We start from the raw sequence: 25,762 nt of genomic DNA, 5'->3' as shown, positions 1-25,762 counted from the left end.
GGAACCGCGTGTTAGGTTTCTCGACAACAGCCACTTCGAATCACGGGGGAGGGGAATGTGGCGTCTCTTGAGCGCCAATTCGCCGTTGGCATGGCCGGCCTGGCCGGCGCCAGCCTGCTGACCGGTGCGGTAACGCGATTCACCGGTAGGCGCGAACGTGCGCGTCGCTACCTGCTGCACGAGAGGCCGGACGGCAGCCTCGTCGAGGTCGCCGTCCATATTCCTCCGCAGGCTCGGCGCGTCGTTCTGCTCGACAACGGTATGGGTGCGCCCCAGGAGTACTGGGACTGGGTCTGCGGCGCACTTCCCGCAGACATGGGGTATGTGCGGTTCAACCGTCCCGGCTACGGGCTCAGCACGCCGGACCCCACCTACGGCCTGGAGCCGCACTTCGAGCTGTTGCAGGAGCTGCGCGACACCTACATCGCCGGCCTTCCGGTGGTGCTGGCAGGCCACTCCCTGGGCGGATACCTCGTCGCCGCCTATGCGTCGCTGCACCCGGACGCGGTGAAGGGCGTGACCCACGTGGTCATGATCGACGCCACCGAAGTGGTCAGCCTGCGCCACTCCCGCCGTACCGAGGTCGACCAGTGGTCCCACCAGCGCATGCTGATGGAGCAGGTGTTCGCGGCGACCGGCCTTTCGGTCTTCCGCCCCGCCATGAACACGAACCAGCAGTACCGCCGGGACATCAACAAGAGCTACACGGCGTTCCTGGCGAACCCCCGTACGTGGGCCAAGGCCTACCGGGAGTACCGGGACGCGATGACCTATCCGGAACTGACCGCTCTGGACTGCCCGTTGACCGTCATCACGGCGGAGAACAACATCGGTGACAACACCCGGCACGCCGGGATCCAGGCCAGGCTGGCCGTCATCTCGGACCGGGCCCGGCACCACTTCGTCGCCGGCTCCGACCACGAGTCCGTTCTCGCCGTGCGGCCGCACGCCGAAGAGGTCGCGGAGCTGATCGCCGGCGAACCGCCCTCCGAGCCGCTCGGACCGTCGTGGCAGCCGTCCACCAAGGGGCGCCGAGCCGCTGAGGGCACCGTGGAGCGGGAGGAGGAACTGGCGTGATCATGAAAGTGAACACCGAACGCGTAAAGACAGCCGTCGTCACGGCGTCACTGGCCACATGGCTGGCCGCGACGGCCGCGGCGCAGATTCCCGAGCAGCGCTTCGACAACCTCATGCGCCGCGGCAAGGTGCGGATTCCGACCCCGAACTGGCGCTTCTTCGGGCCGAATCCCGGAACCAAGGACAACCACCTTCTCTACCGCGACATCACGGACGGCAAGCCCGGTGAGTGGACGGAGGTTCCGATCGTCCACGACCGGCCGTGGTACGCACTGGTGTGGAACGCGCGCAACCGGCCCCCGAAGGCCCTGTTCGACGCGACCCAGCACACCCTTGCCCAGGCGGTCGCCTTCGGCTCGGAAGTGCTCCCCGTCACGACGGCATCCGGTTACCGGCTGCTGGCCCGCTACATCCAGCTCCACCTTCCGCATGCCGAGGGCGCCTCGCACAGCCAGTTCATGCTGCTGCACTCGTACCCCACCAGCCCGGCGGACCGGCACATCGATCCCGTCTTCGTCTCCCTGGAATTCCCGCTGGACGGAGACGTCACCCCCGCCAATGCTCCATCTCTGATAGCCGCATAGCGAGCCGATCAACCCTCTCGACTGGAAGCTGCGAGCTCACTCGGCACCTCTGTGCCGCGTGAGTCCGCGCCCTCCCGCCGAACGGCTGGAGAACTCGCTCTGAGATTTTCTGAGAGAAAGAGGAAAGTAATGTCTATTGTGGCTGACTTCGCCAACACCGAGCTGGTCGACGTGGCGCCGGGCCGTATCGGCAACGACGCGACCCCGACCATGCTCACCCCGCTGGCCGCCATGGCGACCCCCGAGGGCGTCGCCGTGACCTCCGCCACCGCTTACGCGCTGCACGAGGTCACCAAGGACATCCAGCGCTGAACAGCCGGCCGGCAGGCGATGCTGACCGGCATCGTTAGCCCCGTCTGATGAAAACGCGGCGGCACGGTACGCCCGATACGCATACCGTGCCGCCGTTTTCCATACCCATCAATACTCGCATCACACCATCGGGAGCACCCAACCATGTTCCTCAGCGCTCCGCCCGAGGTCACGGCACGCCGAGTGGCTTCGCTGGGTACCCTGGTCTCCGCACTGGAAATGCTGAGCCAGACGCGTAAGTTCGAAGACGGCGAAATGCTGAGCGGCCAGATTGCGAACATGCGCCCCAAGTTCGCCAAGCGCTTTCCCCGGCTGACCCGCGCCCTTGACTCCAAGAAGGCAGCGGTCGCCCTGTACGGAGTGCAGGCGGGTGCTTCCGCCGCCACGCTGATCTGGGGCCACAAGCGCGCGGTCCGCACGGCGGGCAGCGCCGTGCTGGCGGTGACGGGCGCGGCCGGACGGCTGCGTTCCCCCTTCGGCGGGGACGGCGCCGACCAGCTCCAGCAGGTGATCAACATCGTCCTTGCCTCGACCGGTACCTTCAAGGACGGCGAGAAGGCCCGCGACGTGGCCATGCGGGCCCTGGCCCTGGAGACGACCATCTCATACCTCGCCTCCGGCGTGGTCAAGCTCGTGTCCCCGGTGTGGCTCAGCGGCGAGGCGTTCAGCGGAGTCATCCGTACGCACAACTACGGCGACAAGCGCGTCTACCAGCTCGTGCACAAGTACCCGATGCTGGGCAAGCTCATCACCTGGGGAACGGTCGCCGCGGAGGTCGGCTTCCCGCTGGTCTTCGTGCTGCCGAAGCCCGCGGCCAAGGCATGGCTCGGCTCGATGACGCTCTTCCACCTGGGCATCGGGCAGTTCATGGGCCTCAACCGGTTCGTGCTGGCCTTCGGCGCCACCCACCCGGCGCTGCTCTACGTCTTCGCGCAGAGCGAGAAGCCCGCCCTCACCCACAGCGCACGGCGCGCGCTCACCGACGGCGCGAAGTCCGCGCTGCCGGCCGTGGCCTGACCGGGGAGACACCCCAGGGGGGTGCCTCCCCCCAGGGGTCTCCCCTGGAGCGAGGGACCGGGCCTCCCGCTAGAAGCCGCGGGTCCGCTTGGCCGCGCGGCGGCCGGCGCCCGCCTCCAGCATCCCGGGCGCCCGCAGGAACAGCCGGGCGACCTCCGCACCGAGGTTGACCCCCACCGCGATGGCCAGCGCCAGCGAGGCCGCCTGCACCAGCGACGTCAGCCCCTGCGGCAGATGCCCCTGGGCGAAGTTGAGCAGCCCGAAGTACGTGGCACTACCGGGCAGCAGCGGGCCGATCGCGGCGGTCACGTACGGCAGCGCGGACGCGTACCGGTACCGGGACAGCAGCTGCCCGAACAGGCCCACCAGACCGGCCGCGATCGCGGTGGCCGGCACCGGGTTGATCCCGGCGACGTTGGCGAGCGCGCCGTACACCACCCACGCCACCCCGCCGTTCAGCGTCGCGAACGCCACGGTGTGACGTTCCTGCTGGAGCAGCACGCAGAACGCCAGCGCCAGCAGCATCGCCGCCAGCGTCTGCACCAGCGGCTCGTTGTACGCCGCCAGCGCCTGCTCCGGATTGAGCCGCTTCAGCCCCGGGTTCACCTGCAACCCGATGTAGAGCACGCTCAGCACGCCGACCACGATGCCGACGATCAGATAGCCGACCTCCAGCAGCCGGGCCGCGGCGGTGATGTAGTAGCCGGTCAGCCCGTCGTGCACCCCGGCGACCAGCGCCCGCCCCGGGATCAGCGCGAACAGACCACCGGTGATCACCGCGGACGCCTGCACGCTGGAGTGCGCCAGCCCGAAGGCCAGGCCCACCGCGGCGGGCGGCATCGCGGCCACCACGAACTGGTAGAACTCCGGCAGCCCGCGCCCGGACGCCAGCCACGCCAGCCGGTCGCCGAGCATCGAGCCCACCGCCGCCGCCAGGAACACCAGCGACCCGCCGCCGACCAGCATCGACGCCGCACCGGACAGCAGCCCGGAGGCCACCGTCAGCGCCCAGCTCGGGTACGGGTGCCGGTTACGGCGGATCTCGGCCAGCCCGCGGTACGCCTCCTCCAGGGTGATCCCCTCGGAGGTGATCTCGTCGACCAGCCGGAACACTGCGGACAGCCGGTTGTAGTCCACCCCGCGCCGCCGCACCGTCCGGCTGGCCGTCACCGGGTCGTCGACCAGCGACGGCTGGTACGAGATCGACAGCAGGGTGAAGGTGACGGTCGGCTCGACCCGCTCCAGCCCGTAGGCGTGCGCCACACCGAACATCGCCGCCTCGACGTCCTCGGCGCCCTCACCGCCGGCGAGCAGGATCTCCCCGATACGCAGGGTCAGGTCGAGGACACGGGGGACGGCCGGGCCGGCCTCCTCGTCGCCGCGCTCCCGCCGCTCGGGCACCGGCCGCTCCCCGACCGGCATCCGCAGCATCGTGCGCATCCGGTCCTGCCACGGCGCCTCCTTGGTGAGGCGGACCGTGGGAATGCCGTGCGGCGGGGTGAAGGCCAGGCTCATCGCCGTGGCGCCGACGGGTGTGGGCAACGGGGTCTGACCCGTGGTGGTGCCTGCGGGCGGCACGAACGCGGAGCCCTCCTGCTCCGCGGGCGGCTCCGGACGCAGTCCCGCGGGCAGGGCGAACTCGGAGGTGGGGTGCTCGTCCTCGGGCAGCGGCGGGTACGGCACGCCGAGCGGCGGCGTGAAGGCGCTGTGTGCCTCGTCGGAGGCGGGCTTGCGGTCCTCCCCCGCCGGCTCGGGGCCGGCGCTGCCCTTGCTGCCGCGGGCCTTCGTGCCGTCCTTGTCGCTGTGGGTGTTGCGCTGGCCGCGTTGTGGGTCCGACGCCACGGTGTTCGCTCCTCCTGTGCCAATTCGCTGCACTGTGCCGAATCGCTGCGCTGTGCCGCCTACCCACGATGCTTGCATGCCCGCCGTGCGTGCGGCGGGCGGGTCGACGATGCCTGCGGCGGGCGGCCTGCGTACGTTCTCGGCTTCCCCGCCGTGGGGTTCGCCGCCCTGGGAAGCGAAGCCCACACACAAGCCCCCTCCGGCCCGTCCCTCCCGTTGGGGGGGAGGGGGGCCGGAGGGGGCTGGCGTCAGTGCTGGGGTGCCGGGTCGTCCGGTCAGCGCTTGGCGTGGCGGCCGCGGCGGGTCGGCTCGGCGGCGGTCGCGCCGTGCGGGCCGGGGCCGCCGGGAACGGCCGGCGCTTCCTTCTTCGCCTTGCCGCGGGCGCGCAGGAACTCGATCGCGATCGGCACGACCGAGATCAGCACGATCGCGATCAGGATCATCTCGATGTTCTTGTGGACGAACGGGATATTGCCCAGCAGCGAGCCCATCACCGTGACCCCCGCACCCCACAGCGCACCGCCGATGAGGTTGAAGGTGATGAAGGGGCGGTAGCTCATCCGGCTCACGCCCGCGATGATCGGCGTGAACGTCCGGACGATCGGCACGAAGCGCGCCAGGATCAGCGACTTCGGGCCGTACTTCTCGAAGAACTCATGGCCCTTCGCCACGTTCTCCTGCTTGAAGAGCTTGGAGTCGGGCCGCTTGAAGAGCGACGGCCCCACCTTGCGGCCGAAGAGGTAGCCCGCCTGGTCGCCGAGGACCGCCGCGAGCACGATCAGCACGCACACCGCCCACAGCGGCTGGGTGATCTTGTTCGTCGTGACCAGCAGGCCCGTGGTGAACAGCAGCGCGTCGCCCGGCAGGAAGAAGCCGATCAGCAGGCCGGACTCCGCGAAGACGATGACCAGGACGCCGATCAGTCCGAACGTCGCGATCAGATAGTCCGGGTCCAGCCACTGGGGGCCGAGCGCGAGAGTATTCACGGGGTGAAGGCTCCTGGGTCGAGGGCGCCGGATCGTGCGGTGCGACGAGCTGGGATACGAGCTGTGGACGGGCGCGGGCGCCGGGTGTCGGCCCAAAGCTATCAACGCCCCGTGACCCCCATGGTTCCAGACGCCCGCCCCCGCCCCCGACACAGGCCGTCCACCCGACCGCTCCCCCACCGCTGGCCGTACCCCCGAGCCCGGGTGATCCTGGCCCCTGAGGAGGTGCGCACCCATGGGCATCGAGGATTACGGCGGCGGACAGCACGCACAGGCCGACGTCCTGGTGGTGACGACGAACGACATCCCCGGGTTTCACGTGGAACGGGTCATCGGCGAGGTCTTCGGCCTCACGGTGCGCTCCCGGCACCTCGGCAGCCAGCTCGGCGCCGGCCTGAAGTCGCTGGTCGGCGGCGAGCTGCGGGGCCTGACCAAAACCCTCGTGGAGACCCGCAACCAGGCGATGGAGCGGCTGATCGAGCAGGCCCGCTCCCGCGGCGCGAACGCGGTGCTGATGTTCCGCTTCGACGTCACCGAGGCGGCCGAGGTGGGCACCGAGGTGTGCGCCTACGGGACCGCCGTGGTGATCGCCCCCATGGGCTGAGCCGGCACCCCGGCCGGCCGGTACCCGGACGCGCGTCGTACGGGCCGGGGAAGCGGTCCCCCGGCCCGTACGGATCACAGGTGGCGGACCGCGTTGGCCAGCATCGCGTCCCGCATGTACACGGCGAGCCCGGGCCGGATCGCCTCGTAGGTGGCGGTGAACCGCTCATCGGCGACGTACATCTCGCCGAGCCCGGTGTGCGTCTCGTGGGAGCACTCGTAATAGCTGCGGCCGATGAACCGCCGGTGCTCCTCCGCGACGTCCATCGCCGCCTCCGAGTCCGCCGGCACGCCCTCGGCGAGCAGATCGGCCATCCGGCGGTGGAGGCCGTCGAATTCCGCCGTCAGCCGCTTCCAGTCCTCCTTCGTGTACGCCGCCGTCCGCCGCTGCGACTCCTGGTAGGAGTCCGTCCCGCCCCAGCGCTCCTCGGCTTCCGCGGCATACGCGTCGGGGTCGAAATCCCCGAAGACCTCGAACTTCTCCTCCGGTGTGAGCCGTACGTTCATCCTGCGTGCCTCCATGGCGTGTTCGACGGCCTCGGCCATTTCCTGGAGCTTGCCGATCCGTGCGGTCAGCAGACCGTGCTGGCGCCGCAGGTGTTCCTGCGGATCGGCGCCCGGATCGTCCAGGAGGGCCGCGACCTCGTCGAGCGGGAAACCGAGCTCGCGGTAGAACAGGATCTGCTGCAGCCGGTCCAGGTCGTCGTCGCCGTAGCGGCGGTGACCTGCGTGGTTGCGTTCACCGGGGTGCAGCAGCCCGATCTCGTCGTAGTGGTGCAAGGTGCGCACCGTCACTCCGGCGAAGGCCGCGACCTGCCCTACCGAATAGCTCACTTCCGCTCCCTTCCTCGGTACGCACTCCACGATGTGTCCTCACGCCGCGTGAGGTGCAAGTCCGGATCCTGAAAAGCGGTGGGGCGGGCGGAATCCGGGGTGAGATCCTTCCGCCCATGCTGGGGATAACGGATCTGTCGACATATCTGGTCGGGCTCGCGCTGATCATTCTGCTGCCGGGGCCCAATTCGCTGTACGTCGTCTCGGTGGCGGCCCGCCGCGGCCCCCGGGTGGCGTACCGGGCGGCGGCCGGAGTGCTGTGCGGCGACACGGTGCTGATGACGCTCTCCGCGGGGGGCGTGGCCTCCCTGCTGCAGGCCAGCCCGGTCCTCTTCGGCATCGTGAAGTTCGCCGGCGCGGGATATCTGACCTGGCTCGCGGTCGGGATGCTGCGCGGCGCATGGGCCCTGTGGCGCGGCCGCGAGGCACGGCAGGCGACGCGCGACGCGGGGACCCCGGAGGCGGCCGATGCGGCACCCGCGGCATCCCGCAAGGAGGCCGCCGAACGCCCCTACCGCCGCGCCCTGATCGTCAGCCTCCTGAACCCCAAGGCGATCCTCTTCTTCATCTCCTTCTTCGTGCAGTTCGTGGACCCGTCCTACGCCCACCCGGTGCTGTCGTTCCTGGCCCTGGGCGCCTGGGCCCAGCTGTTCAGCTTCACGTACCTGTCGGTGCTGATCTTCAGCGGTACGTTCCTGGCGGCCACCTTCCGCCGCCGCCGGCGCCTGACCGCGGGCCTGTCCGCGGGCGCCGGCGCGGCCTTCCTCGGCTTCGCCGCGAAGCTGTCGCTGGCCAGCGCGAGCTGACGTCTTTTCCTTGTGCGGCTACCGCACTGCCGCCTTGTGCCGCATGTCCGTGAGCCTGCGGGCCGTCTCGGTGTTGCCGTTCCCGAGCGCGACGAGCGGCAGCGCGTAACTGCCCGCGAGCCCCGGCAGATCGACGCCGAGCGACGGCGACGTGATGTCGTGGGCCCGCAGGGCGGTCCGCAGCGCCTCGGTGCAGTCGTGGACGTCGTGGTCGTGGTGGAAATGGCTGAGCACGGGCCGAGCACCCTTCTGTGCACAGTGTGACGATTCCCTCACAGCGTGACGCCAACGTGCGTAGCGTGGAAGGCACTTGGGTTGCGCCAGGCAACCCGACGAAAACGGTACGCGCACGGATCGCGCGAGCGAAGCTCGGCAGCAGGAGGAACGCCCCTCGTACTGGGCGATCCTCCGCGAGTCGCTGATCCGCAACCCGCTGCTTCCTCCTGCACAGCTGGCCGAGCAACGGGAGCACATCGTCGAGGTGATGCGCTCCCCCAGAGCTTTCTCCAGACCCTGCCGGAAACCACCGTCGGCCACCCGCTCATGACCGGCGGCCTGGCCAAGATCATGACCTTCTCAGACTTCCGGCGCAGCCCGCTGGCGGAAGTCCAGCCACAGCAACCCCGACGGCGCCGACTGCCTCGAAGTCAGGGACGACCTCCCCGGCCTCGCCCCCGTCCGGGACAGCAAGGACCCGCACGGCCCGGTGCTGACGTTCGCCGCCACCCACTGGTCCGCCGTCGTCGATGCCGTCAAGAACGGCACGCTCGGCGCCTGAACCATCGTCGGGCCGACGGTAATGGCCCCACCCTCCTCATGCCCGTATTGTCAGCCGTGAGGAGGTATGCGTATGCACCTGCCCGCGCACGACGTGCACGTCGCCGTCATCTACTACTCGTCGACGGGCACCATCGCCACGCTCGCCCAGTGGATCGCGGACGCCGCCGAGCACGCGGGCGCGGACGTACGGCTGCGGCGGACCGCCGAACTCGCGCCGCAGACCGCGATCGACGCCAACCCGGCGTGGGCGGCCAACGCCGAGGCCACCGCGGACATCCTGGAAGCCACCCCCGAGGACATGCTCTGGGCCGACGCGGTGATCTTCGGGACACCGACCCGGTTCGGGAACGTCAGCGCCCAGCTCAAGGAGTACCTCGACACCCTCGGCGGCCTCTGGCACCAGGGCAGACTGGCCGACAAGGTCTACAGCGGGTTCACCGCGAGCGCCACCCGGCACGGGGGCCAGGAGTCCACCCTGCTGGCGCTCTACCAGACCGTCCACCACTTCGGCGGGATCCTCGTCACCCCGGGCTACACCGACCCGGCCAAGTACCGGGACGGCAACCCGTACGGAACCTCCCACGTCGGCGGCCCGGACACCCCGCTCGACGAGGACGCGCGCACCGCCGCCCGTATCCAGGCGGAGCGCGTCGTGAAGTTCACCAAAGCCATCAAGCACGGCCTGACGCCGGCAACCTTGACGCATAGGGGCGACAGTTGACTTTGCACAAAGGCGCTTCGGCGTCCGACCAGAAGCGCACCGCACACCCGGTCAACCCCTTCTACGGCGAGGCCGACCCGGTCTCCGGCATGGAGGAGTCACCGCCCCACGGCACCCTGCCCGACGGGCCGGTCTCCCCGCACACCGCCTACCAGTTCGTCCACGACGAGCTGATGCTGGACGGCAACGCCCGGCTGAACCTGGCCACCTTCGTCACGACCTGGATGGAACCGCAGGCCGGGGTCCTGATGGCGGAGTGCCGGGACAAGAACATGATCGACAAGGACGAGTACCCGCGCACCGCCGAACTGGAGCGACGCTGCGTGGCGATGCTCGCCGACCTGTGGCACGCCCCCGACCCGTCGTCCGCCGTCGGCTGCTCCACCACCGGGTCGAGCGAGGCCGGCATGCTCGCCGGCATGGCGCTCAAACGGCGCTGGATGCGCCGGAACGCCGACCGCTACCCGGGCAGCGCCCGGCCCAACCTCGTCATGGGCGCCAACGTGCAGGTCTGCTGGGAGAAGTTCTGCAACTTCTGGGAGGTCGAGGCCCGCCTGGTACCCATGGAGGGCGAACGCTTCCACATGGACGCCGCCTCCGCGGCCGCACTCTGCGACGAGAACACCATCGGCGTCGTCGCCGTCCTCGGCTCCACCTTCGACGGATCGTACGAGCCGGTGGCCGAGATCTGCGCGGCCCTCGACGAACTGCAAGAACGCACCGGCCTCGACATCCCGGTCCACGTGGACGGGGCGTCCGGCGCGATGATCGCCCCGTTCCTCGACCCGGACCTGGTCTGGGACTTCCAGCTCCCCCGGGTCGCCTCCATCAACACCTCGGGCCACAAATACGGCCTGGTCTACCCGGGCGTCGGCTGGGCGCTGTGGCGGGACATGGACGCACTGCCGGAGGAACTGGTCTTCCGGGTGAACTACCTGGGCGGCGACATGCCGACCTTCGCCCTGAACTTCTCCCGGCCGGGCGCCCAGGTCGCCGCCCAGTACTACACCTTCCTCCGCCTCGGCCGGTCCGGCTTCCGCGCCGTCCAGCAGGCGACCCGCGAGGTGGCCTGCTCCACCGCCGAACGCATCGAGGCCCTGGGCGACTTCACCCTCCTCACCCGCGGCGACCAACTGCCCGTCTTCGCCTTCACCACGGCCGACCACGTCACCTCGTACGACGTCTTCGACGTCTCCCGCCGCATGAAGGAACGCGGCTGGCTGCTGCCCGCCTACACCTTCCCCCCGAACCGCGAGGACCTCTCCGTCCTACGGATCGTCTGCCGCAACGGCTTCTCCCACGACCTGGCCGACCTCTTCCTCAGCGACCTGACACAACTCCTCCCGGAACTCCGCCGGCAGAGCGCCCCCCTGGACCGCCCGGAACGCCTGGCCACGGCGTTCCACCACTAACAGGGCGGCAGGACACCACACACGGGCACGACAAGCCATCGGCCGCCACAGAAGAGCACCGGCCGCAGAACGGTGGCGACCGCAGGAAGGCATCGGCGACCGAAGGGTGCCGGCGGCAGAAGGGGATCGACCACAGAAGGGCACCGCCACCAGAGGGGTGCCGGGGACAGAAGTAGTGCCGGGGACAGAAGAGTGCCGGCTAACGCCGATCCGCGGGGTGAGGCTCCCCCGTAGCGTACGGATTCTCCTCACCCTCGGCGAGCACCCCGACGAACGGCTCCCCCTCGCCCGCGAAGACGTACGCCCCGCCCTCGATCCGTTCGATCAGCCCCCGCGTCCAGTCCACGCCGGTGTCCGCCGAGTGCACCCACAGGTTCATGATCTCGCCGATGTGGCCGAGCTGCCCCGGCCCCTCCGCCGGCGTGTAGTACTCCGTGACCGTGGACCGCCACTCCTCCAGCGCCCGCACCCGCTGCTTGAGCAGCGCCACCGCCTCGTCCCGCGGCAGGTCCACGATGAAGCCGATCCCGGCGCTCAGCACGTCGACCTTCTGGTCCGCCCGGGAGAGCGCCTCCCGCAGCAGCGAGAAATACTCCGCCTCCCCCGCCGGGGTCACCTCGTACTCGGTGCGCGGCGGACCACCGGCGGTGCTGGGCGCGATGTCGTGCGCGTGCAGCAGTCCCTGCTTGGCCATCTGCTTGAGGGCGTGGTAGATCGATCCGGGCTTGGCGTTCGACCACTCATGGGCGCCCCAGTACTCCAGGTCGTTGCGCACCTGATAGCCGTGCGCCCGGCCGTGCTGCCGCACGGCGCCCAGTACCAGCAGCCGGATCGCCGACATCGCACCCCTCGCGTCCCTGTCACCTCGGCGTAAACGCACCTCGGCATAAACGCCCGGTCGGGCCGCCGCCGAGCAGCGCCCGACCCTCACGCCCAGCCTAGAACGCCGACACACCCCAGAAACGCCGCCGCCCTGCCCTTCCCCCTACCCTTCCCTGCCCTGCCGCTCCTCGTCCACCAACACGAAGGCGGTCTTCCCGTCCAGCGACTCCCTGACGATGTCCGCGTGACCGGCGTGCCGGGCCGTCTCCTCGATCAGGTGCAGCAGCAGCCAGCGCATCGACTGCCGGGCGTCCTTCGGGAACCACGGCGCCTCGGGCAGCGCGAACGTGTCGTTCAGGCTCGGCACGGACCGCACGAACTCCTCGGTGCGCCGCGCGACGTCGTCCCAGAACTTCAGCACCCCGGCCACCGTCTCGCCGTCCTCCAGCTGGAACGACAGATGCCAGGTGTCCGGCGTCCGCTGGATGGAGTACGGCCGGCCCTGGGCCGTCTCCACCCAACCCTGCTCGGTCTCCGCGACGTGCTTGACCAGTCCGGCCAGCGACAGCTCACTTGCACTCGGCCGCTGCTTCGCCTGCTCGTCGGTCAGCCCCAGAACGGCCCGCCGCAGCCCGCCCCGCTGCGCCTCCAGAAAGGCCAGCAGCGCCCCGGTCTCGTCCCCGTGAGCCTCAGCCAGAACATGAGTAGGCATGCCATCCGCCTTCCGCACCACACACCAAGGACACCCGACCCACACCGAGCCGCCGCCCTCCAACACGCACCAAGCTAGCCGCCATAGCGGACAGCACGTGTCCTCTTTCTCCACCCACCCATGGCCACCAGCCCCGCCACCCCAAACCTCACGTCACCCCACCCACCTCCCTCACTCTCTGTTACGCCCAGGGGAACAAAATCACCCTCCGTAATCGTTGCCGGAAAAGAAGGAGGCCGCCCGGCCCCAAGGCACCACAAACCCAGGCCCCAGGCCCCAGGCGCGACCACACCCCCCAGGTCCCACGGGACTCAGCTCCCCAGGACCCCGATGAGAATCAGACCCGAGGACTCAGAGGCCCAGGAACTCAGGCACCCAGGGCGTCAGACCCCAGCCCCCCCCAAACCCCAGAACCTCAAAACGGAAACGCCGACCGCCCGTGCTGGATGGAGATCCACTTGGTGGTCGTGAAGGCCTCCACCATCGCGTCCCCGTTCAGCCGGCCGACCCCCGAGCTCTTCTCCCCGCCGAAGGGGACGATCGGCTCGTCGTGGACCGTGGCGTCGTTGACGTGGAACATCCCGGTGTCGATGCGCTTGGCGAACCGCACGCCGCGCTCGATGTCGCCGGTGTGCACCGCACCGCTGAGCCCGTACGGCGTGGAGTTGGTGAGCCGTACGGCTTCCTCGTCGCCGTCGAAGGGGACGATCAGCGCCACCGGGCCGAAGATCTCCTGGGTGAGGAGCGGGGAGTCGTCGGGGAGACCGCTCAGGACGCTGGGGGCGACGAGCGTGCCGTGGGTCTCGCCGTGCAGCAGCGCCGAGGCGCCCTCGGCGACCGCGCGGTCCACGAGGGTGGCCACCGCCTCGGCCTGACCCTCGTTGATCAGCGGGCCGATGTGGGTCTGCGGGTCGGTGGGGTCGCCGACCTTGAGGGACGCCACCTTGGCGACGAACTTCTCGGTGAACTCCCGCTCGACCGCGCGGTCGACCAGGATGCGGTTGGCGGCCATACAGACCTGGCCCTGGTGCACGAAGCGGCTGAAGACGGCGGCGTCCACGGCGTAGTCGACGTCGGCGTCGTCGAGGACGACCAGCGCGCTGTTGCCGCCGAGTTCCAGGATCGAGTGCTTGAAGTGGGCGGCGGCGACCGTGGCGACGTGCCGGCCGACCTTCTCCGAGCCGGTGAAGGAGATGGTCTTGGGCACGGGGTGGTCGATGAGCGCGTCGCCGATCTCGGCGATGTCGGTGACGACCACGTTGAGCACGCCGGCCGGCAGCCCGGCCTCCTCGAAGAGCTTGGCGACCAGCCCGCCGCCGCAGATCGGGGTGTTCTGGTGCGGCTTGAGGACCACCGCGTTGCCCAGGGCGATGGCCGGCGCGACGGACTTGATCGAGAGGAGGAAGGGGAAGTTGAAGGGGCTGATCACGCCGACGACGCCGACCGGCAGCCGGTAGAGGCGGTTCTCCTTGCCGTCGATGGGCGACGGCAGGATGCGGCCCTCGGCGCGCAGCGCCAGCTGGATCGCCTCGCGCAGGAATTCCCGCGCCAGGTGCAGCTCGAAGCCCACCTTGGTGCGCGTGCCGCCGACCTCGGCGGCGATCGCCTCGGACAATTCCTCCTCGCGGTCGTCGATGATCCGCAAGGCGCGTTCGAAGACCAGCCGCCGGGTGTACGGGTTGACCGCGCCCCATTCCCGTTGCGCGCGCTCGGCGGCGCGGTAGGCCTGGTCGATTTCCTCGACCGTGGCGCAGGGTATGGAGGCCAGCTTCTCGCCGTTGTAGGGATTGAAATCGACGATGTCCCACGAGCCGCTTCCGGAGCGCCACTCACCGTCGATGAACTGATAGGCCAACTCGTCGAAGTAGGACATGCCATCCCGATCTGGAGAACAGGGCGCGCGGGGCGCCTAGTTGGGGGGTGCTGACTCCTGATGGGGCGCATCCTATCGACGCGTCACATGGGTTGGGACAGATGTCACATGAGTTGGAGTAGACCACGCAAAAGGTCTCTGGTCTCCGACGGACTGGGGCCCTCCTCCTGGAGCCGGTCCATCACCCGTGCGTACTGGGCGACTTCTTCGGGCTTGTCCACATACAGCGCACTGGTGAGCTGTTCCAGGAAGACGACGTCCGGGAGTCCCGATTCCTGGAATCCCAGCATGGTGAAGGCGCCGAATTCCCCCGCGTGCCCGCCCAGGCTGAACGGCATGACCTGGAGGCGCACATTGGGACGCTCGGAAACGTCGATCAGATGCCGCACCTGCTCGCGCATGACCTCGCGTTCGCCGTACGGGCGGCGCAGCGCGGCCTCGTCGAGTACGCAGTGGAATTGCGCGGGTCTCTCGGCGAGGAGCAGTTTCTGACGCTCCATGCGCAGCGCGACCCGGCGCTCTATGTCGGCGGGCGAGGCGCCCGGCATACCGCGCCGGATGACGGCCTGCGCATAGCTCTCGGTCTGCAACAGCCCGTGGACGAACTGGACTTCGTAGACCCGGATGAGCGAGGTGGCTCCTTCCAGACCGACATACGTCTGGAACCAGCTGGGCAGCACATCGGTGTAACTGTGCCACCAGCCCGCGACGTTGGCCTCGCGTGCGAGGGAGAGCAGCGCCTCGCGCTCCTGCGGATCGCTGACTCCGTACAGCACCAGCAGGTCCTCGACGTCGCGCGCCTTGAAGCTGACCCGGCCCAACTCCATGCGGCTGATCTTCGATTCGGACGCACGGATCGAGTAGCCGGCCGCCTCGCGGGTTATCCCACGGGATTCACGCAGTCGGCGAAGCTGCGACCCGAGCAGGATCCGCCGCACCACCGACCCGCTCGACTCACTTGCGGACACCTCTCTGACCCTCCTGTGACCCACCCCGTCCAATGGTGGGCCGCAGTCTGCCACGTCCAGGCTCCGTTGAGTGCTCATCCGGTTACTGATATGAGCCGCTCTCGCAAGCCCTCCACAAGAGCTGGTGGCAATAATTGCCACCAAACCGTGTCGGGCCCGCCCAATCGCGGCGCGTGCACGTGCATCTGCCCTTGCATCTGTCTCTCACATTGGGAACCATAGGCGGCGCACGCATGCACGCTCGTGAAAGATCCGCCAGATCCGGCTGAACCGGCCAGGGTCATGACGTCCGCGAACGCCAGGAGTGCCTCGCATGGGGACCAAGGTTTTGACCATGCTCGAGCCGTTATGGCAGGGCTTTCCTCCCGTCGACCCGCTGGCCGTCTCCGGATCCGCGTCGTGCACGCTCCCCCCGCGGTACGAATCGGTGGGCTCCGCGCGGAAGTTCACCCGTGACACGCTTCAGGGCTGGGAGCTCGACGAGCTCTTCGACTCGGTCGCGCTGGTGGTGTCCGAACTCGTCACCAACGCCCTGAGACATGCGGTCCTCGCCGCACCCGAGCACGCCGACGCCACTCCGCCCGCCCGGCTCCATCTGATGCGCTGGTCGCAGCGGCTGATCTGTGCGGTGCGGGACCCCAGCGACGACTCACCGGTGGCCGGCGAGGCGGATTCCGCCGCGGACTCGGCGTCCGAATCGGGGCGCGGGCTCTATCTGGTGGACTCGTTCAGCGACAGCTGGGGCTGGCACCGGCTCTCCGGCGTCACCCACGGCAAGATCGTGTGGGCCCTGTTCCGGCTGCCGTAGCCGGCCGTGCCCGCCGCCCTTTCCGCACACGGAGCGCCTGCATCCCGCGGGCGCTCCGTGCATATGCATGTGCCGCCGGTAGGTGGTGCCGGCAGGTGCTGCCGCTCAGTCCGGTACGAGGTGGTCGAACTCCCCGTCCTTGACGCCGAGCAGCATGGCCCGCACCTCGGCCGGGGTGTAGATGAGCGCCGGGCCGTCCGGGAAGCGGGAATTGCGGACCGCGACCTCACCGCCGGGCAGTTTGGCGAACTCCACGCAGGAGCCCTGGGAGTTGCTGTGCCGGCTCTTCTGCCAGGTCACGTCGCGGAGATCCGTTGCGGCCATGCCGTTGTATGCGTGGGGCACAGGGCTCTCCCGGTGAGAAATGGTGTCAACTGCCCCGGATCATAGCTGCGTTCACATGCGGATGCATGCGCAGATGCACGTGCACGACAGCCGGTGCCGCTCCCGTCACAGCTTGTCGAGCACCTGCCCCAAGCGCTCCCCCACGATCGATCGCCAGCCGCCGCCCATGATGCGGTGCGCCTGCACCTGGTACGGGTCGTCGGGGTCGAAGCCCTCATGGACGAGGAAGAGACGTGTGCCACGTCCTTCGGGTTCCAGGGTCCAGGTGAGGGTCCAGTCCGCGAGGTTGCCCTGCCCCTCGTCGGCGTCCCGCCAGCGCAACCGCAGCATCCGCTCCGGTTCAAAAGCCACCACCTCGACGACGACCGTGCCGGAGAAGTTGGCGTGGGGCCGCGGCAGTCCGCGCATCTCGCAGCGATGACCTACGGCCAGCCGGAAATCGCCGGGCATCAGCCACCGGGCGATCAACTCGGGCTCGGTCAGCGCCCGCCAGACCTTCGCCGGCGGATGCGCCAGGAACTGCGCGGTGCGGAAGCTCGTCGCATCGGCCCCGCCGTCGGAACCGGTCAGGTGGGCGGGGTCGTTCAGGCCGCCGGGGCCGGTCGGTTCGATGTTCATCGCGCGGGTGCCTTTTCGTCGGGGATGCGGTCGAGCAGCTCGCCCAGACCCGCGAGCTTCGCGCGCCAGAACCGCTCGTAGGGGCCGAGCCACTCCTGGACCTCGCTGAGCGGTGCGGCCTCCAGGCGGTAGATCCGCTGCCGGCCGGCCCGCTCCTCGCTCACCAGGCCGGCCTCCCGCAGCACCTTCAGATGCTCGGAGAGGCTCGGCCGGCGCATCGCGAAGTGCTCGGCGATCTGCTGGACGGGCTGCGGCCCGCCCTCGCGCAGCAGGCGCAGCACCTCGCGCCGGGTGGCGTTGGCCAGGGCCGCGAAGACCCGGTCCGCATCGGTACGGACGCCCACCTCGGGACGTCCGTCCACATCGGCGCGCGCGTCCGCTTCGGCGCGTAGAGGGGTGGCGTTCACGCCCCCAATTTACGTAGGGGATTCCCTACGCATCAAGCGTAGGGAATCCCCTACCCATTACAGGAGGGAGGACCTGGAGGATCCCTGCCGCAAACGAGCTACCCCTGCCGCCGCCACGCGGCGACCCGGGCGACCCGGGCAATCCGGGTGACTCGGGCGACCCGGGCGGCCCGGCGGTGGAGGTACTTCCCGGGACGCGGTGGAGCGCTACGGCACGGAGGTGGAGCGCTACGGCACGGGGTCGAGCAGCCCGTCGAAGGCGGCCGGCAGCCTCTTCCAGGCCGGCGGGCCACCCGCGTACTCGGCGTCGGTGAGCAGGCAGGAGTCCAGGAGGGACGTGAGCCCTTCGCGGTCGAGTCCCGGCGAGGTGAAGACCAGGTGCTGGGCGCGGTCCCCGTGCTCGGGGTGCCAGTCCAGCGCGGCGGCCGCGCGGCGCATCGGCGGCACCATCTCCCAGGCGGCGTCCGGGAGCGCGGCCAGCCAGGGCCCGGCGTTCTCGACGCAGAGCGCTCCCCCGGCCGCGTCCCAGGAGAGCAGGGTGTCGGGCCGGTCGGCCAGCCAGAAGCGGCCCCGGCTGCGCGTGGCCGCACAGGTCAGGTCCTCCAGCGCGGTGTAGAGCCGCTCGGGGTGGAAGGGCCGGGCGTGCCGCCACACAAGGGTGCCGACGCCGTCCGCGTCGGCCTCCTGGGGGAGCAGCGCGCAGGCCGGGTGCTGGCGGGCGGCGGCCGCCTCGACGTCGAATCCGGCGGTGGCTACGGAGGCCAAGTGGCCGGATTCCACGGAGACTTGGCGTGCGGTGGGGTGCAGCTGGGCGAGTAGTGCCAGGTCGGCGGGCCCGGCCGGCTCGTCGCCCGTGGCGAGCGCGAGCACGGGTGCGTATTCGAGCTGCCGGGCCCAGGTGTCGGCGACCGTGCGCCGGTCGGTCGCCGCGGCGGCCAGCCCGGCCTCGGCGAGGTCGTCGCCGCAGCCTAGGTAGGGCAGCAGCAGTGCGGGGTCGACGGCCGTGATCACCTGCGTCAGCGCGAGGTTCTCGCTGCCGCAGGCGGTGATGACCTCGGCCATCGCCTTGGGCTCGACGGAGTCCCAGAGTTCGACGATCGCCAGCCGGCAGGTGCGGCCGGCGGCCAGTCGTTCCAGCTCGGGCACCAGGTCCTCGCGCAGCGCGCAGCAGGCGCAGTCGTTGACCAGCGGTGCCTCGCCCGTGCTGAGGGTGCCGGCGGCGTCGCGGACCGTGCGGCGCACGGTGCCGTCGGCGGCCGGGGCGAGGTCGTGGTGGAGGGCGACGCTGCCGGGGGCGGAGTGCAGCAGCCGCTCGACGGTGGCCCGCCGGGCGTCCGCGTGCAGTCCGCCCACCAGCACGACGTGCAGCCGGTCCATCAGCGGGCCCGCTTGCCGTAACGCCGCTCGAACCGCTCGACGCGGCCGGCGGTGTCCAGCACCCGGGCGGTGCCCGTGTAGAAGGGGTGGCTCGCCGAGGAGGTCTCGACGTCGATCACGGGGTAGGTGCGGCCGTCCTCCCACTCGACGGTCTTGTCGCTGGTGGCGGTGGACCGGGTGAGGAAGGCGTGGCCCGCGGCCCGGTCGCGGAAGACGACCGGCCCGTAGGCGGGGTGGATTCCGTGCTTCATGGGGCTCAGCGCTCCTCTCGGAAGGTGACGTGCCGGCCGGCCACCGGGTCGTACTTGCGCAGTTCCAGGCGGTCGGGGTCGTTACGGCGGTTCTTGCGGGTCACGTAGGTGTAGCCGGAGCCGGTGGTGGACCGGAGTGTGACGACCGGGCGTAGTTCGTTGCGGGCCATGCCGCTAGTGTACGGAAATGGTTTCCATTTTCAATAGGCTCTGACCTGGGCCTCCGCCGAAAGGAGCACTCTCGATGTCCACGACGCCTTCGACGCGTTCGATGCCTGCGCCGCCTTCAACGCGTTCGACGCCTTCGACGCCACAGCAGGTCAGGGGCACGGGGAACGCCCGGCGCCGGGCGGCCGTCGCCTGCTACGCGGCCCGCCGGGCCGTCCTGCGGGCCGTCATCCGCAGTTGCGGCACACCGGCGGAGGGACGCACCCCCGCCCGGGCCCGGCCGCCCATCCAGCACCCCGCCCGGCCGTCCGGCCCCGGCCCCGACCCCCGGACCGCCCCACCCGGCACGGCCGGGTAATACTGGACAGAACGCCCGCCGCCCCCTGGCGACCCCCGACGGAAGCGAGTGCGCCCATGCTCCGCAACGCCTTCGAACCCTGGCACCTGATCCTGATCATCGCGGTCCTGGTGCTGCTCTTCGGCTCGAAGAAGCTGCCCGACATGGCGCGCGGGCTGGGCCGCTCGATGCGGATCCTGAAGTCCGAGGCCAAGGCCCTCAAGGACGACCGGGCCGCCGAGGCGCCCCGTGCAGAGCCCCGTGCGGAGTCCGCCGCCGGCCGCTGATCCCGGCCGGCCGCCCGGCCGTGGTCAGTGGTCGCCGCCCTCATCGATCAGCCGCCGCACCTCGCGGTCGATCAGGCCAAGCCGGGCCTCCGCGACCAGCGGCACCGCCCGGCGCTGGCGGCGCGCCTCACCGAGGTCGATCTCCACGGTGACCAGCGCCTCCTCCCACTTGGGCGCCTGCGCCACCACCGCGCCGCGCGGGTCCACCACCCGCGAGCCGCCCCAGAACGTCGCTCCGTGCTCGTTGCCGACCCGGTTGACGAAGATCACCCAGCACTGGAGCATCTTCGCCGTATAGGACAGCAGCGTGTCCCAGTACAGGCCGGTGTCCATCGCCTCCGGATCCAGGCTCGCCGCGCTGTTGGTCGGCACGAACAGCACTTCCGCCCCGTCCTGCACCGCCAGCCACGGCAGCACCGGCTGCCAGGCGTCGTTGCACACCAGCGTCGCGCCCCGGCCGCCGCTCCGGGACCGTTTCAGCTCGTAGGCGCGCAGCGACTGCCCGGGACTGACGTGCTTGCGCTCCTCCCAGGCGAGGTAATTGGGCAGATAGAGCTTGCGGTGGGCATGCAGCAGCGCACCGGACGTGTAGTGGGCGGCGGTGTTGTACGCGCGCAGGCTGGTGTGCTCGTGGAATCCGACGAGGACGTCGGGGCCCAGGGTGCTCAGCTCCAGCAGCCGCGGATCGTTCGCCTCGATGGATTCGTCGCGCTTGAGCGCGCCCAAGTGGTAGCCGTGCAGGCTCAGTTCGGGGAAGACGACGAGATCGGTGCCCTGGGCAGCGGCCTGCTCGATCTGCTCACGGGCGGCCTTCAGATTGGCCGCCACCTCGCCCAGCACGCAATCGGTCTGCGCCAGCGCAATGAGCATGTCCCCACCTCATCGACTCATCACTTTTCCGGCTTTCCCGCCATTTTGCCACCGGCCGAACCGCCCGGCACCACCCCGCGGAACTTCCTCTTCCGTGCACGTCAAACGCCCTGCGTGACAGGTCCCACCCATTGAGCGAAAGAACGATCCTTCCCGTGCCGGAGCGGGTTCTCACGCGTTGATCCGCACGATCCGTCGTGCCACCGGAAGGGCGGCTTCCAGCCGCAGCCCCGCCCGCCGGAAGCGAGGCGACGGCCCGCGGTCGAACCGTCCGGTGACGCCGGCGGCCGGCTCGACCGGGCGGCCCAGGCCGAGCGGCCCTCCGGGCCCGCTCGGCCGGCCGCCGCAGCCCCGCACAACACGGAAAACCCCCGCCTGGCCTGCGCGGCCGGCCCGCTCCCCCACTCCGTGGCCCGGGCCGCCCGCGCCGCTCACCGGCGCCGCGTACGGGCCCTGCGCAGCAGCAGCGCCCCGCCCAGCAGCAGCCCGCCGCCCGTACCGGCCGCGGTGCCCAGCTCGCCGCTCCCCGTGGACGCCAGCAGCGCCGAGCCCGCGGACGCCCCGGCCCGCGCCACCTCGCCCAGCCGCTGGTCCGGTACGGACCGCGGCGCGGAGGACCGGTGCCCGGCCTCGTGCGCGGGCCGGTGACCGGCCGGGTGCGCCTTCCCGGACGCCGGCTTCATCGGCGCCGGGGCCGCGTGCCGCGGCGGTGCCTGCTCCGGGAGCCGCACCGGCCCTGCCGGCTTCCCCGGCGGCACGGGCGGCCGCTGCGCCACCGGGGGAGGCGGTACGGCCGGCGCGGGCGCCGCACCGTTCCCGCACGAGTTCCCCATGGCGGGGTTGAGCGCCGCCGCCCCGTCGACCGAGTTGCCACACGCGTTGACCGGGGTGTCCACGCTCACCTGGATGCTGTTGCCGGACAGCACCCCCGGGGAGTCCGAGGCTCTCCCCCCGGCACCGGCGTCCGCGTACGCCGTCCCGCCGCCCGCGCCGAGCACGCTCGACGCCGCGGCCATGAGCACGCAGGTCCTCAGGCTCTGTCGCATCTCTCATCCCTCGTCTGCAGTCGTTGCGTACGGGCCCGGGCCCGCAGCCCCCCGTGGTGCGAATACGGCCGGGCGGCCGGCAGCGCGTACGCGGCGCCGGCCGCCCGGAGAGGCAAGCAGTGATACGGCCGAAACCGTTGGCCGTCAGTGGTTGCCGACACCGTTCCCCGAGAGGATCGGGATGTCGTCCAGGATGTGCGACAGCGGATCGTCGCCCTTGGCCTGAGTCGAGTTGTCGGTGCACTGCTGGTTCTGCGAGCTGGACAGCACGTTGATGTCCTGCAGCGCGAGCGGGGCCACACCTGCGAAGGCCTGGGCGTCGACCTTGCCCAGAGCGAGGCACGGCTCGTTCAGCGAGCCCTGGACGAGCCCGAGCTGGGTGCTCAGCTTTCCGTGCGTGACGGAGTTGCCGAACGCGCTCTTGGCCCCATTGGCGTTGACCGTCCTGGTGCCCTTTTGGTCACCGATCGCCATGGCCTGCGGAGCGGCCGCAGCAGAAATGCCGACCAGCGACGCTGCCACAGCCGCGCCCGCGATCATCTTTTTCATCACGAAACCCTTCAGGAGAAGGAACTCCCGACACGGAAGCCCTATTTGAACAACCCGCCATACCTACTGGAGTTCTGCACCATCACCCGATCAGCCCGCACCAGGCTTACGGGAACACCGTCTGCCCTCGCTGCCGCTTCCATCGCACCTCGCCTACGGAAAATGCGACTCGTCGTGCCGGTGCATCGATTCCTTCGTACGAAGCGGGGTCCGCGTTGCCGGTGGACGGCATCGCAGACCCCGCTTCGTTACGGACGGCACGCCAATGCCCTGGCAGCCCCATCAATCCCGCAAGGGCACTGGCATGCTTCCCTCCACACACCTTGCTAACGACCCCGTGCACCGGAGTTCAGTCACGGGCGAATAACATTTCCGCTCCTGTGCCGGTCGTCTTTTTTACGTATACCGGCCGAGAGCGGAAAACCGGGCCGCCCGGAACAAGGAGGACCGGGCGGCCCGGGCGCTACCGGACCGGTCAGTGGTTGCGGACGCCGTTCCCCGAGAGGATCGGGATGTTGTCCAGGATGTGCGACAGCGGATCGTCGCCCTTGGCCTGCGTGGAGTTTTCGGTGCACTGCTGGTTCTGCGACGACGACAGGATGTTGAGGTCCTGCACCGCGATCGGAGCTGCTCCGGCGAGAAGCTGGAGCGGAACCTTGCCGACGGCGATGCAGGGCTTGTTCAGCGAGCCCTGGATCAGGCCGATCTGCGGGCTCATGTAACCGTACGTGGTCGAATTGCCGAAGTACTGAGTGGCGCCGTTACCGTTGACGGTAGACGTTCCGTGCTGGTTACCGATCGCCATCGCCGCAGGGGCGGCAGCGCCGGCCACGCCGACAATGGACGCAGCCGCTGCTGCGGTCGCCAGAGCCTTCTTGATCATGTTGGTCCTTCGTGTTTCGGGATACTTTTGGGCCGGGCAATCTGCCCAACTCGCCGGGACGTTTTTGGTTGTTCTCATTCACTCAAACAGCGGGTGGCCTGATGCGCTGTGCCGACCGGCATCGCGAGCGGCATCCGGCGCCGGCACGAGAAATGTCCGGGGCGCGGTGAGCCCCGTGAAATCCGGCGGCCGACGCCGCGCGGCAGGAATTACTTGAGCGGCAGACCACCGAGCAGCCGTGCCTGCTTGGCCGCGCCGTTGACGCCATGGAGCAGCTTCTTCGTGTTGGTCGACTTGACCTTGTCCCGCGCGGTCCTGACCGTGTTGAAGAGCGGCGCGAGCTGGTGGCCGTCAAGCTGGTCGTTGCTCAGCGCGTCGTTCAGCCCGCCGTTGAGGCTCATCGTGGGAGCTCCGGGCTGCGCGGCGAACGCGGGCGCGGCAGCCCCCAGCGCCAGGACGGAACCGACGACAACCGCAGCAGGCTTTGCGTACTTCACTTCAACTGTCCCTTCTCGGGCGGTGCTTGACGGTCCCGCGAGATCGGCGCCGCATGAGCGGTCACTTCGCTGCTCGCATCACCGCTTTCAGCATGATTAACGAGGGCCGCCGTCCGGAGAAACCCTGGAATTTCGCTCTTCTCGCCCGGACCGCCCGAGAAGTGCGGGCAACTCGACGATTGCGCACCGGAAAAAGAACGGCGACCGGCCCCGATGCACAGGGGGACCGTGCACCGAGGCCGGGCCACAAGGACACAGCTCGAATCTTCGAGTCAGCGGTTGAGGCAGTTGTTGCCGAACGCCGGGTTCAGCAGGGCGACGATGTTGACGGTGTTGCCGCACAGGTTGATCGGAATGGAGATCGGAACCTGGATGTTGTTGCCCGAGATCACGCCAGGGGAATTCTTGGCGACGCCCGCGGCACCGGCGTTGGCGAAGGCCGGCGCCGCCGAGCCCATTACCATCAGCGTGCCGGCAGTGATCGATGCGGCCTTTGCGTACTTCACTTTCTGCCCTTCCTGCAGCGGATCCGTAGCGAACACGACCGTCGCGTTCGCTCGGGCGCTGAGCTGCTCGCCCGTAACACCGCTGCCGATATTGGTAACGATTGCCCGTCGTGGACGAAACCCTTGCCCGGAGGTTTTCAGAGGAATCGCTCGAAGGGGGCAAGACCGTTTCGAGACATTGCCACCGCGCATACGACGCGGAAAAAACACCGGAGTTCGAACGGGCGAGGTGCCCGCCGAATACGAATTCCTGCCGAGAGGGGGACCGCGAATTTCCGTCCCTACGGTCCGTAAGGGACGCCGCAGGACCGGACCGCCCTGGATGTGAGAGCCGGCGGTCCGGGCCTGCGGCCGTTGCCGGCTCAGTGGTTGCCGACGCCGTTCCCCGACAGGATCGGGATGTCGCTGAGGATGTGCGACAGCGGATCGTCGCCCTTGGCCTGGGACGAGTTGTCGGTGCACTGCTGGTTCTGCGAGCTGGACAGCACGTTGATGTCCTGCGCCGCGATCGGGACCGGACCCCCCAAGATCTGGGCGTCCAGCTTGCCCAGGGCGAGACAGGGCTTGTTCAGCGAGCCCTGGACGAGCTCCAGCTGCGGGCTCATGCTGCCGTGCGTGACGGAGTTGCCGAACGCGCTCTTGGCTCCGTTGCCATTGACCGTCGACGTGCCGTGGTGGTTTCCGATCGCCATCGCCTGGGGGGCGATCGTCGCCGAAATTCCGACGACGGACGCGGCTACGGCCGTCGTGGCCAGGACCTTCTTGATCACGATATACCCTTCTCGAAGCGGAATGCCCGTATCCGGAGCTCCCTGGTCAACTCGCTTCTGGGGGTGCAGTTTCGCCGATTCACCCAAATGCCGCGGAACGATAGACACATATCACTGCATCTGGGCGGCCTTTCGACCTCGGATGCGCCGAGGGCAACACAAAGGCCGGTACGGGAATGCGTACCGGCCTTTGCGGCGGACCGCCCGCGTCAGCGGCCCGGCCCCTCAACCTCCGTACAGCGCTCAGCGGTTGATGCAGACGTTGCCGAACGCCGGGTTCAGCAGGGCGACGATATTGACGGTGTTGCCGCACAGGTTGATCGGAATGGAGATCGGAACCTGGATGTTGTTGCCCGAGATGACACCGGGGGAGTTCAGGGCGCCGCCCGCGGCGGAGGCACCGCCGGTGGCGCTGGCCATACCGGCCGTGCCCACGACAGCGATGCCCGCGGCAGCGGACAGGACGACGGCCTTCGAGACAGACTTCACGGTGAACCTCTTCACTGAGCAGCATTCAGATACGTGCGCGCCGCTTAGAGCGACAAGCTTCTCAACGCATCAACTAGGGCAAAAGTAGCGGCTCAAACGGGTGAAAGGGACGTCTCGCACATCTGGGGCGGGTGCGGAGGGCGTGCGCCGCATGGCCGTCGGGGCCTCCTGCCGGCCTGGTCGTCCGGCCGTGTGCTCGCCGCCG

The 25,762-nt window shown here is 69.6% G+C and carries 34 protein-coding genes and 1 pseudogene; 13 read left to right on the top strand and 22 right to left on the bottom strand.

What is annotated here, in order from left to right; translation table 11 throughout:
- Positions 1 to 57 precede the first annotated feature (57 nt).
- The 4 genes from AB0G35_RS20960 to AB0G35_RS20945 all read left to right on the top strand — a co-directional run bounded on the left by AB0G35_RS20960 (position 58) and on the right by AB0G35_RS20945 (position 2,990).
- Positions 58 to 1,077 (top strand): alpha/beta hydrolase, encoded by a 1,020-nt coding sequence (locus tag AB0G35_RS20960; RefSeq protein WP_360951305.1) that lies wholly within the window; start codon positions 58 to 60, stop codon positions 1,075 to 1,077.
- A gap of 2 nt (positions 1,078 to 1,079) precedes the next feature.
- Positions 1,080 to 1,661 (top strand): hypothetical protein, encoded by a 582-nt coding sequence (locus AB0G35_RS20955; RefSeq protein ID WP_360951450.1) that lies wholly within the window; start codon positions 1,080 to 1,082, stop codon positions 1,659 to 1,661.
- A 129-nt stretch (positions 1,662 to 1,790) separates the two neighbouring features.
- Positions 1,791 to 1,973, top strand: coding sequence for a linaridin family RiPP (locus tag AB0G35_RS20950; protein WP_360951302.1), 183 nt, complete (start codon positions 1,791 to 1,793; stop codon positions 1,971 to 1,973).
- A gap of 183 nt (positions 1,974 to 2,156) precedes the next feature.
- A complete protein-coding gene (locus AB0G35_RS20945; protein ID WP_360951299.1) occupies positions 2,157 to 2,990 on the top strand; it encodes a hypothetical protein in 834 nt (277 codons plus the stop codon).
- A gap of 69 nt (positions 2,991 to 3,059) precedes the next feature.
- Here AB0G35_RS20945 and AB0G35_RS20940 read toward each other — a convergent pair whose 3' ends face one another.
- Complete coding sequence (locus AB0G35_RS20940; RefSeq protein ID WP_360951296.1) at positions 3,060 to 4,832, bottom strand: threonine/serine exporter family protein; 1,773 nt, start codon at positions 4,830 to 4,832, stop codon at positions 3,060 to 3,062.
- A 275-nt stretch (positions 4,833 to 5,107) separates the two neighbouring features.
- A complete protein-coding gene (locus AB0G35_RS20935; RefSeq protein ID WP_360951293.1) occupies positions 5,108 to 5,818 on the bottom strand; it encodes a VTT domain-containing protein in 711 nt (236 codons plus the stop codon).
- Between the two features lie 235 nt (positions 5,819 to 6,053).
- Between AB0G35_RS20935 and AB0G35_RS20930 the strand changes: the two genes are divergently transcribed.
- Positions 6,054 to 6,422, top strand: coding sequence for a YbjQ family protein (locus tag AB0G35_RS20930; RefSeq protein WP_360951290.1), 369 nt, complete (start codon positions 6,054 to 6,056; stop codon positions 6,420 to 6,422).
- Positions 6,423 to 6,496: 74 nt separating this feature from the next.
- On the opposite strand, the gene AB0G35_RS20925 is transcribed toward AB0G35_RS20930, so the two are convergent.
- Entirely contained in the window at positions 6,497 to 7,255 is a 759-nt protein-coding gene (locus AB0G35_RS20925) for a MerR family transcriptional regulator (protein ID WP_360951287.1), read from the bottom strand.
- Positions 7,256 to 7,371: 116 nt separating this feature from the next.
- Here AB0G35_RS20925 and leuE point away from each other — a divergent pair, with 116 nt between their 5' ends.
- Positions 7,372 to 8,061: a leucine efflux protein LeuE gene (gene leuE, locus AB0G35_RS20920; RefSeq protein WP_360951284.1), complete on the top strand. Its 690-nt coding sequence runs from the start codon at positions 7,372 to 7,374 to the stop codon at positions 8,059 to 8,061.
- Positions 8,062 to 8,079: 18 nt separating this feature from the next.
- On the opposite strand, the gene AB0G35_RS20915 is transcribed toward leuE, so the two are convergent.
- Positions 8,080 to 8,295, bottom strand: coding sequence for a hypothetical protein (locus AB0G35_RS20915; RefSeq protein WP_360951281.1), 216 nt, complete (start codon positions 8,293 to 8,295; stop codon positions 8,080 to 8,082).
- A gap of 76 nt (positions 8,296 to 8,371) precedes the next feature.
- On the opposite strand from AB0G35_RS20915, the gene AB0G35_RS20910 reads away from it, so the two are divergent.
- The 4 genes and pseudogenes from AB0G35_RS20910 to AB0G35_RS20895 all read left to right on the top strand — a co-directional run bounded on the left by AB0G35_RS20910 (position 8,372) and on the right by AB0G35_RS20895 (position 10,974).
- Complete coding sequence (locus tag AB0G35_RS20910) at positions 8,372 to 8,608, top strand: Scr1 family TA system antitoxin-like transcriptional regulator (protein ID WP_360951278.1); 237 nt, start codon at positions 8,372 to 8,374, stop codon at positions 8,606 to 8,608.
- Positions 8,609 to 8,665: 57 nt separating this feature from the next.
- A pseudogene (locus AB0G35_RS20905) lies at positions 8,666 to 8,839 on the top strand (DUF397 domain-containing protein); the annotation flags it as partial.
- A 72-nt stretch (positions 8,840 to 8,911) separates the two neighbouring features.
- Complete coding sequence (gene wrbA, locus AB0G35_RS20900; protein WP_360951275.1) at positions 8,912 to 9,562, top strand: NAD(P)H:quinone oxidoreductase; 651 nt, start codon at positions 8,912 to 8,914, stop codon at positions 9,560 to 9,562.
- The gene (locus tag AB0G35_RS20895; protein WP_360951272.1) at positions 9,559 to 10,974 is read left to right on the top strand and encodes a glutamate decarboxylase; all 1,416 of its coding nucleotides are present in this window, start codon (positions 9,559 to 9,561) and stop codon (positions 10,972 to 10,974) included. Before wrbA ends, AB0G35_RS20895 begins: the two co-directional genes overlap by 4 nt.
- A 199-nt stretch (positions 10,975 to 11,173) precedes the next feature.
- Here the strand turns inward: AB0G35_RS20895 and AB0G35_RS20890 are convergent, their stop codons facing one another.
- From AB0G35_RS20890 to AB0G35_RS20875, 4 genes are all read right to left on the bottom strand, one after another.
- Positions 11,174 to 11,815, bottom strand: coding sequence for a PadR family transcriptional regulator (locus AB0G35_RS20890; protein ID WP_360951269.1), 642 nt, complete (start codon positions 11,813 to 11,815; stop codon positions 11,174 to 11,176).
- Between the two features lie 144 nt (positions 11,816 to 11,959).
- Positions 11,960 to 12,508: a DinB family protein gene (locus AB0G35_RS20885; RefSeq protein WP_360951266.1), complete on the bottom strand. Its 549-nt coding sequence runs from the start codon at positions 12,506 to 12,508 to the stop codon at positions 11,960 to 11,962.
- A 415-nt stretch (positions 12,509 to 12,923) separates the two neighbouring features.
- Positions 12,924 to 14,381, bottom strand: a complete 1,458-nt coding sequence (locus AB0G35_RS20880; protein WP_360951263.1) for an aldehyde dehydrogenase family protein — start codon at positions 14,379 to 14,381, stop codon at positions 12,924 to 12,926.
- 104 nt (positions 14,382 to 14,485) lie between these two features.
- Positions 14,486 to 15,349 (bottom strand): helix-turn-helix transcriptional regulator, encoded by an 864-nt coding sequence (locus AB0G35_RS20875; protein ID WP_360951260.1) that lies wholly within the window; start codon positions 15,347 to 15,349, stop codon positions 14,486 to 14,488.
- A gap of 313 nt (positions 15,350 to 15,662) precedes the next feature.
- Here AB0G35_RS20875 and AB0G35_RS20870 point away from each other — a divergent pair, with 313 nt between their 5' ends.
- Complete coding sequence (locus tag AB0G35_RS20870; protein WP_360951257.1) at positions 15,663 to 16,157, top strand: ATP-binding protein; 495 nt, start codon at positions 15,663 to 15,665, stop codon at positions 16,155 to 16,157.
- Positions 16,158 to 16,262: 105 nt separating this feature from the next.
- On the opposite strand, the gene AB0G35_RS20865 is transcribed toward AB0G35_RS20870, so the two are convergent.
- The 6 genes from AB0G35_RS20865 to rpmG all read right to left on the bottom strand — a co-directional run bounded on the left by AB0G35_RS20865 (position 16,263) and on the right by rpmG (position 19,325).
- Positions 16,263 to 16,502, bottom strand: coding sequence for a DUF397 domain-containing protein (locus AB0G35_RS20865; RefSeq protein WP_360951254.1), 240 nt, complete (start codon positions 16,500 to 16,502; stop codon positions 16,263 to 16,265).
- A gap of 105 nt (positions 16,503 to 16,607) precedes the next feature.
- A complete protein-coding gene (locus AB0G35_RS20860) occupies positions 16,608 to 17,120 on the bottom strand; it encodes an SRPBCC domain-containing protein (RefSeq protein WP_360951251.1) in 513 nt (170 codons plus the stop codon).
- Entirely contained in the window at positions 17,117 to 17,464 is a 348-nt protein-coding gene (locus tag AB0G35_RS20855; RefSeq protein WP_360951447.1) for a metalloregulator ArsR/SmtB family transcription factor, read from the bottom strand. Before AB0G35_RS20855 ends, AB0G35_RS20860 begins: the two co-directional genes overlap by 4 nt.
- A gap of 291 nt (positions 17,465 to 17,755) precedes the next feature.
- The gene (locus AB0G35_RS20850; RefSeq protein WP_360951248.1) at positions 17,756 to 18,904 is read right to left on the bottom strand and encodes a GTP-binding protein; all 1,149 of its coding nucleotides are present in this window, start codon (positions 18,902 to 18,904) and stop codon (positions 17,756 to 17,758) included.
- Positions 18,904 to 19,155 carry a type B 50S ribosomal protein L31 gene (locus AB0G35_RS20845; protein ID WP_360951245.1) on the bottom strand — a complete coding sequence of 84 codons (252 nt, stop codon included), beginning with the start codon at positions 19,153 to 19,155 and terminating at the stop codon, positions 18,904 to 18,906. Before AB0G35_RS20845 ends, AB0G35_RS20850 begins: the two co-directional genes overlap by 1 nt.
- Before the next feature lie 5 nt (positions 19,156 to 19,160).
- Positions 19,161 to 19,325, bottom strand: a complete 165-nt coding sequence (rpmG, locus tag AB0G35_RS20840) for a 50S ribosomal protein L33 (protein WP_360951243.1) — start codon at positions 19,323 to 19,325, stop codon at positions 19,161 to 19,163.
- A gap of 74 nt (positions 19,326 to 19,399) precedes the next feature.
- Between rpmG and AB0G35_RS20835 the strand changes: the two genes are divergently transcribed.
- Both AB0G35_RS20835 and tatA read left to right on the top strand, forming a co-directional pair.
- Positions 19,400 to 19,681, top strand: a complete 282-nt coding sequence (locus tag AB0G35_RS20835) for a hypothetical protein (protein ID WP_360951241.1) — start codon at positions 19,400 to 19,402, stop codon at positions 19,679 to 19,681.
- A 56-nt stretch (positions 19,682 to 19,737) separates the two neighbouring features.
- Entirely contained in the window at positions 19,738 to 19,947 is a 210-nt protein-coding gene (tatA, locus tag AB0G35_RS20830; RefSeq protein ID WP_360951238.1) for a Sec-independent protein translocase subunit TatA, read from the top strand.
- A gap of 24 nt (positions 19,948 to 19,971) precedes the next feature.
- Here tatA and AB0G35_RS20825 read toward each other — a convergent pair whose 3' ends face one another.
- The 8 genes from AB0G35_RS20825 to AB0G35_RS20790 form a co-directional block, all read right to left on the bottom strand.
- Positions 19,972 to 20,817, bottom strand: a complete 846-nt coding sequence (locus tag AB0G35_RS20825) for a nitrilase-related carbon-nitrogen hydrolase (RefSeq protein WP_360951235.1) — start codon at positions 20,815 to 20,817, stop codon at positions 19,972 to 19,974.
- Between the two features lie 431 nt (positions 20,818 to 21,248).
- The gene (locus AB0G35_RS20820) at positions 21,249 to 21,863 is read right to left on the bottom strand and encodes a chaplin (protein ID WP_360951232.1); all 615 of its coding nucleotides are present in this window, start codon (positions 21,861 to 21,863) and stop codon (positions 21,249 to 21,251) included.
- A gap of 144 nt (positions 21,864 to 22,007) precedes the next feature.
- Positions 22,008 to 22,415: a rodlin gene (locus AB0G35_RS20815; protein WP_360951229.1), complete on the bottom strand. Its 408-nt coding sequence runs from the start codon at positions 22,413 to 22,415 to the stop codon at positions 22,008 to 22,010.
- 472 nt (positions 22,416 to 22,887) lie between these two features.
- A complete protein-coding gene (locus AB0G35_RS20810; RefSeq protein WP_360951226.1) occupies positions 22,888 to 23,295 on the bottom strand; it encodes a rodlin in 408 nt (135 codons plus the stop codon).
- 209 nt (positions 23,296 to 23,504) lie between these two features.
- On the bottom strand, positions 23,505 to 23,792 hold the full coding sequence (locus tag AB0G35_RS20805) for a hypothetical protein (protein WP_360951223.1): 288 nt from the start codon (positions 23,790 to 23,792) through the stop codon (positions 23,505 to 23,507).
- A 272-nt stretch (positions 23,793 to 24,064) separates the two neighbouring features.
- Entirely contained in the window at positions 24,065 to 24,298 is a 234-nt protein-coding gene (locus AB0G35_RS20800; protein ID WP_360951444.1) for a chaplin, read from the bottom strand.
- Between the two features lie 362 nt (positions 24,299 to 24,660).
- Entirely contained in the window at positions 24,661 to 25,068 is a 408-nt protein-coding gene (locus AB0G35_RS20795) for a rodlin (RefSeq protein ID WP_360951220.1), read from the bottom strand.
- Positions 25,069 to 25,311: 243 nt separating this feature from the next.
- Complete coding sequence (locus AB0G35_RS20790; protein ID WP_360951217.1) at positions 25,312 to 25,557, bottom strand: chaplin; 246 nt, start codon at positions 25,555 to 25,557, stop codon at positions 25,312 to 25,314.
- Positions 25,558 to 25,762 lie beyond the last annotated feature (205 nt).

The organism is Streptomyces sp. NPDC021749, assembly GCF_040640655.1.
Lineage (GTDB): Bacteria > Actinomycetota > Actinomycetes > Streptomycetales > Streptomycetaceae > Streptomyces.
Note: the sequence above shows the minus strand (reverse complement) of the source record. Positions and strands in the feature narration are given on the sequence as shown.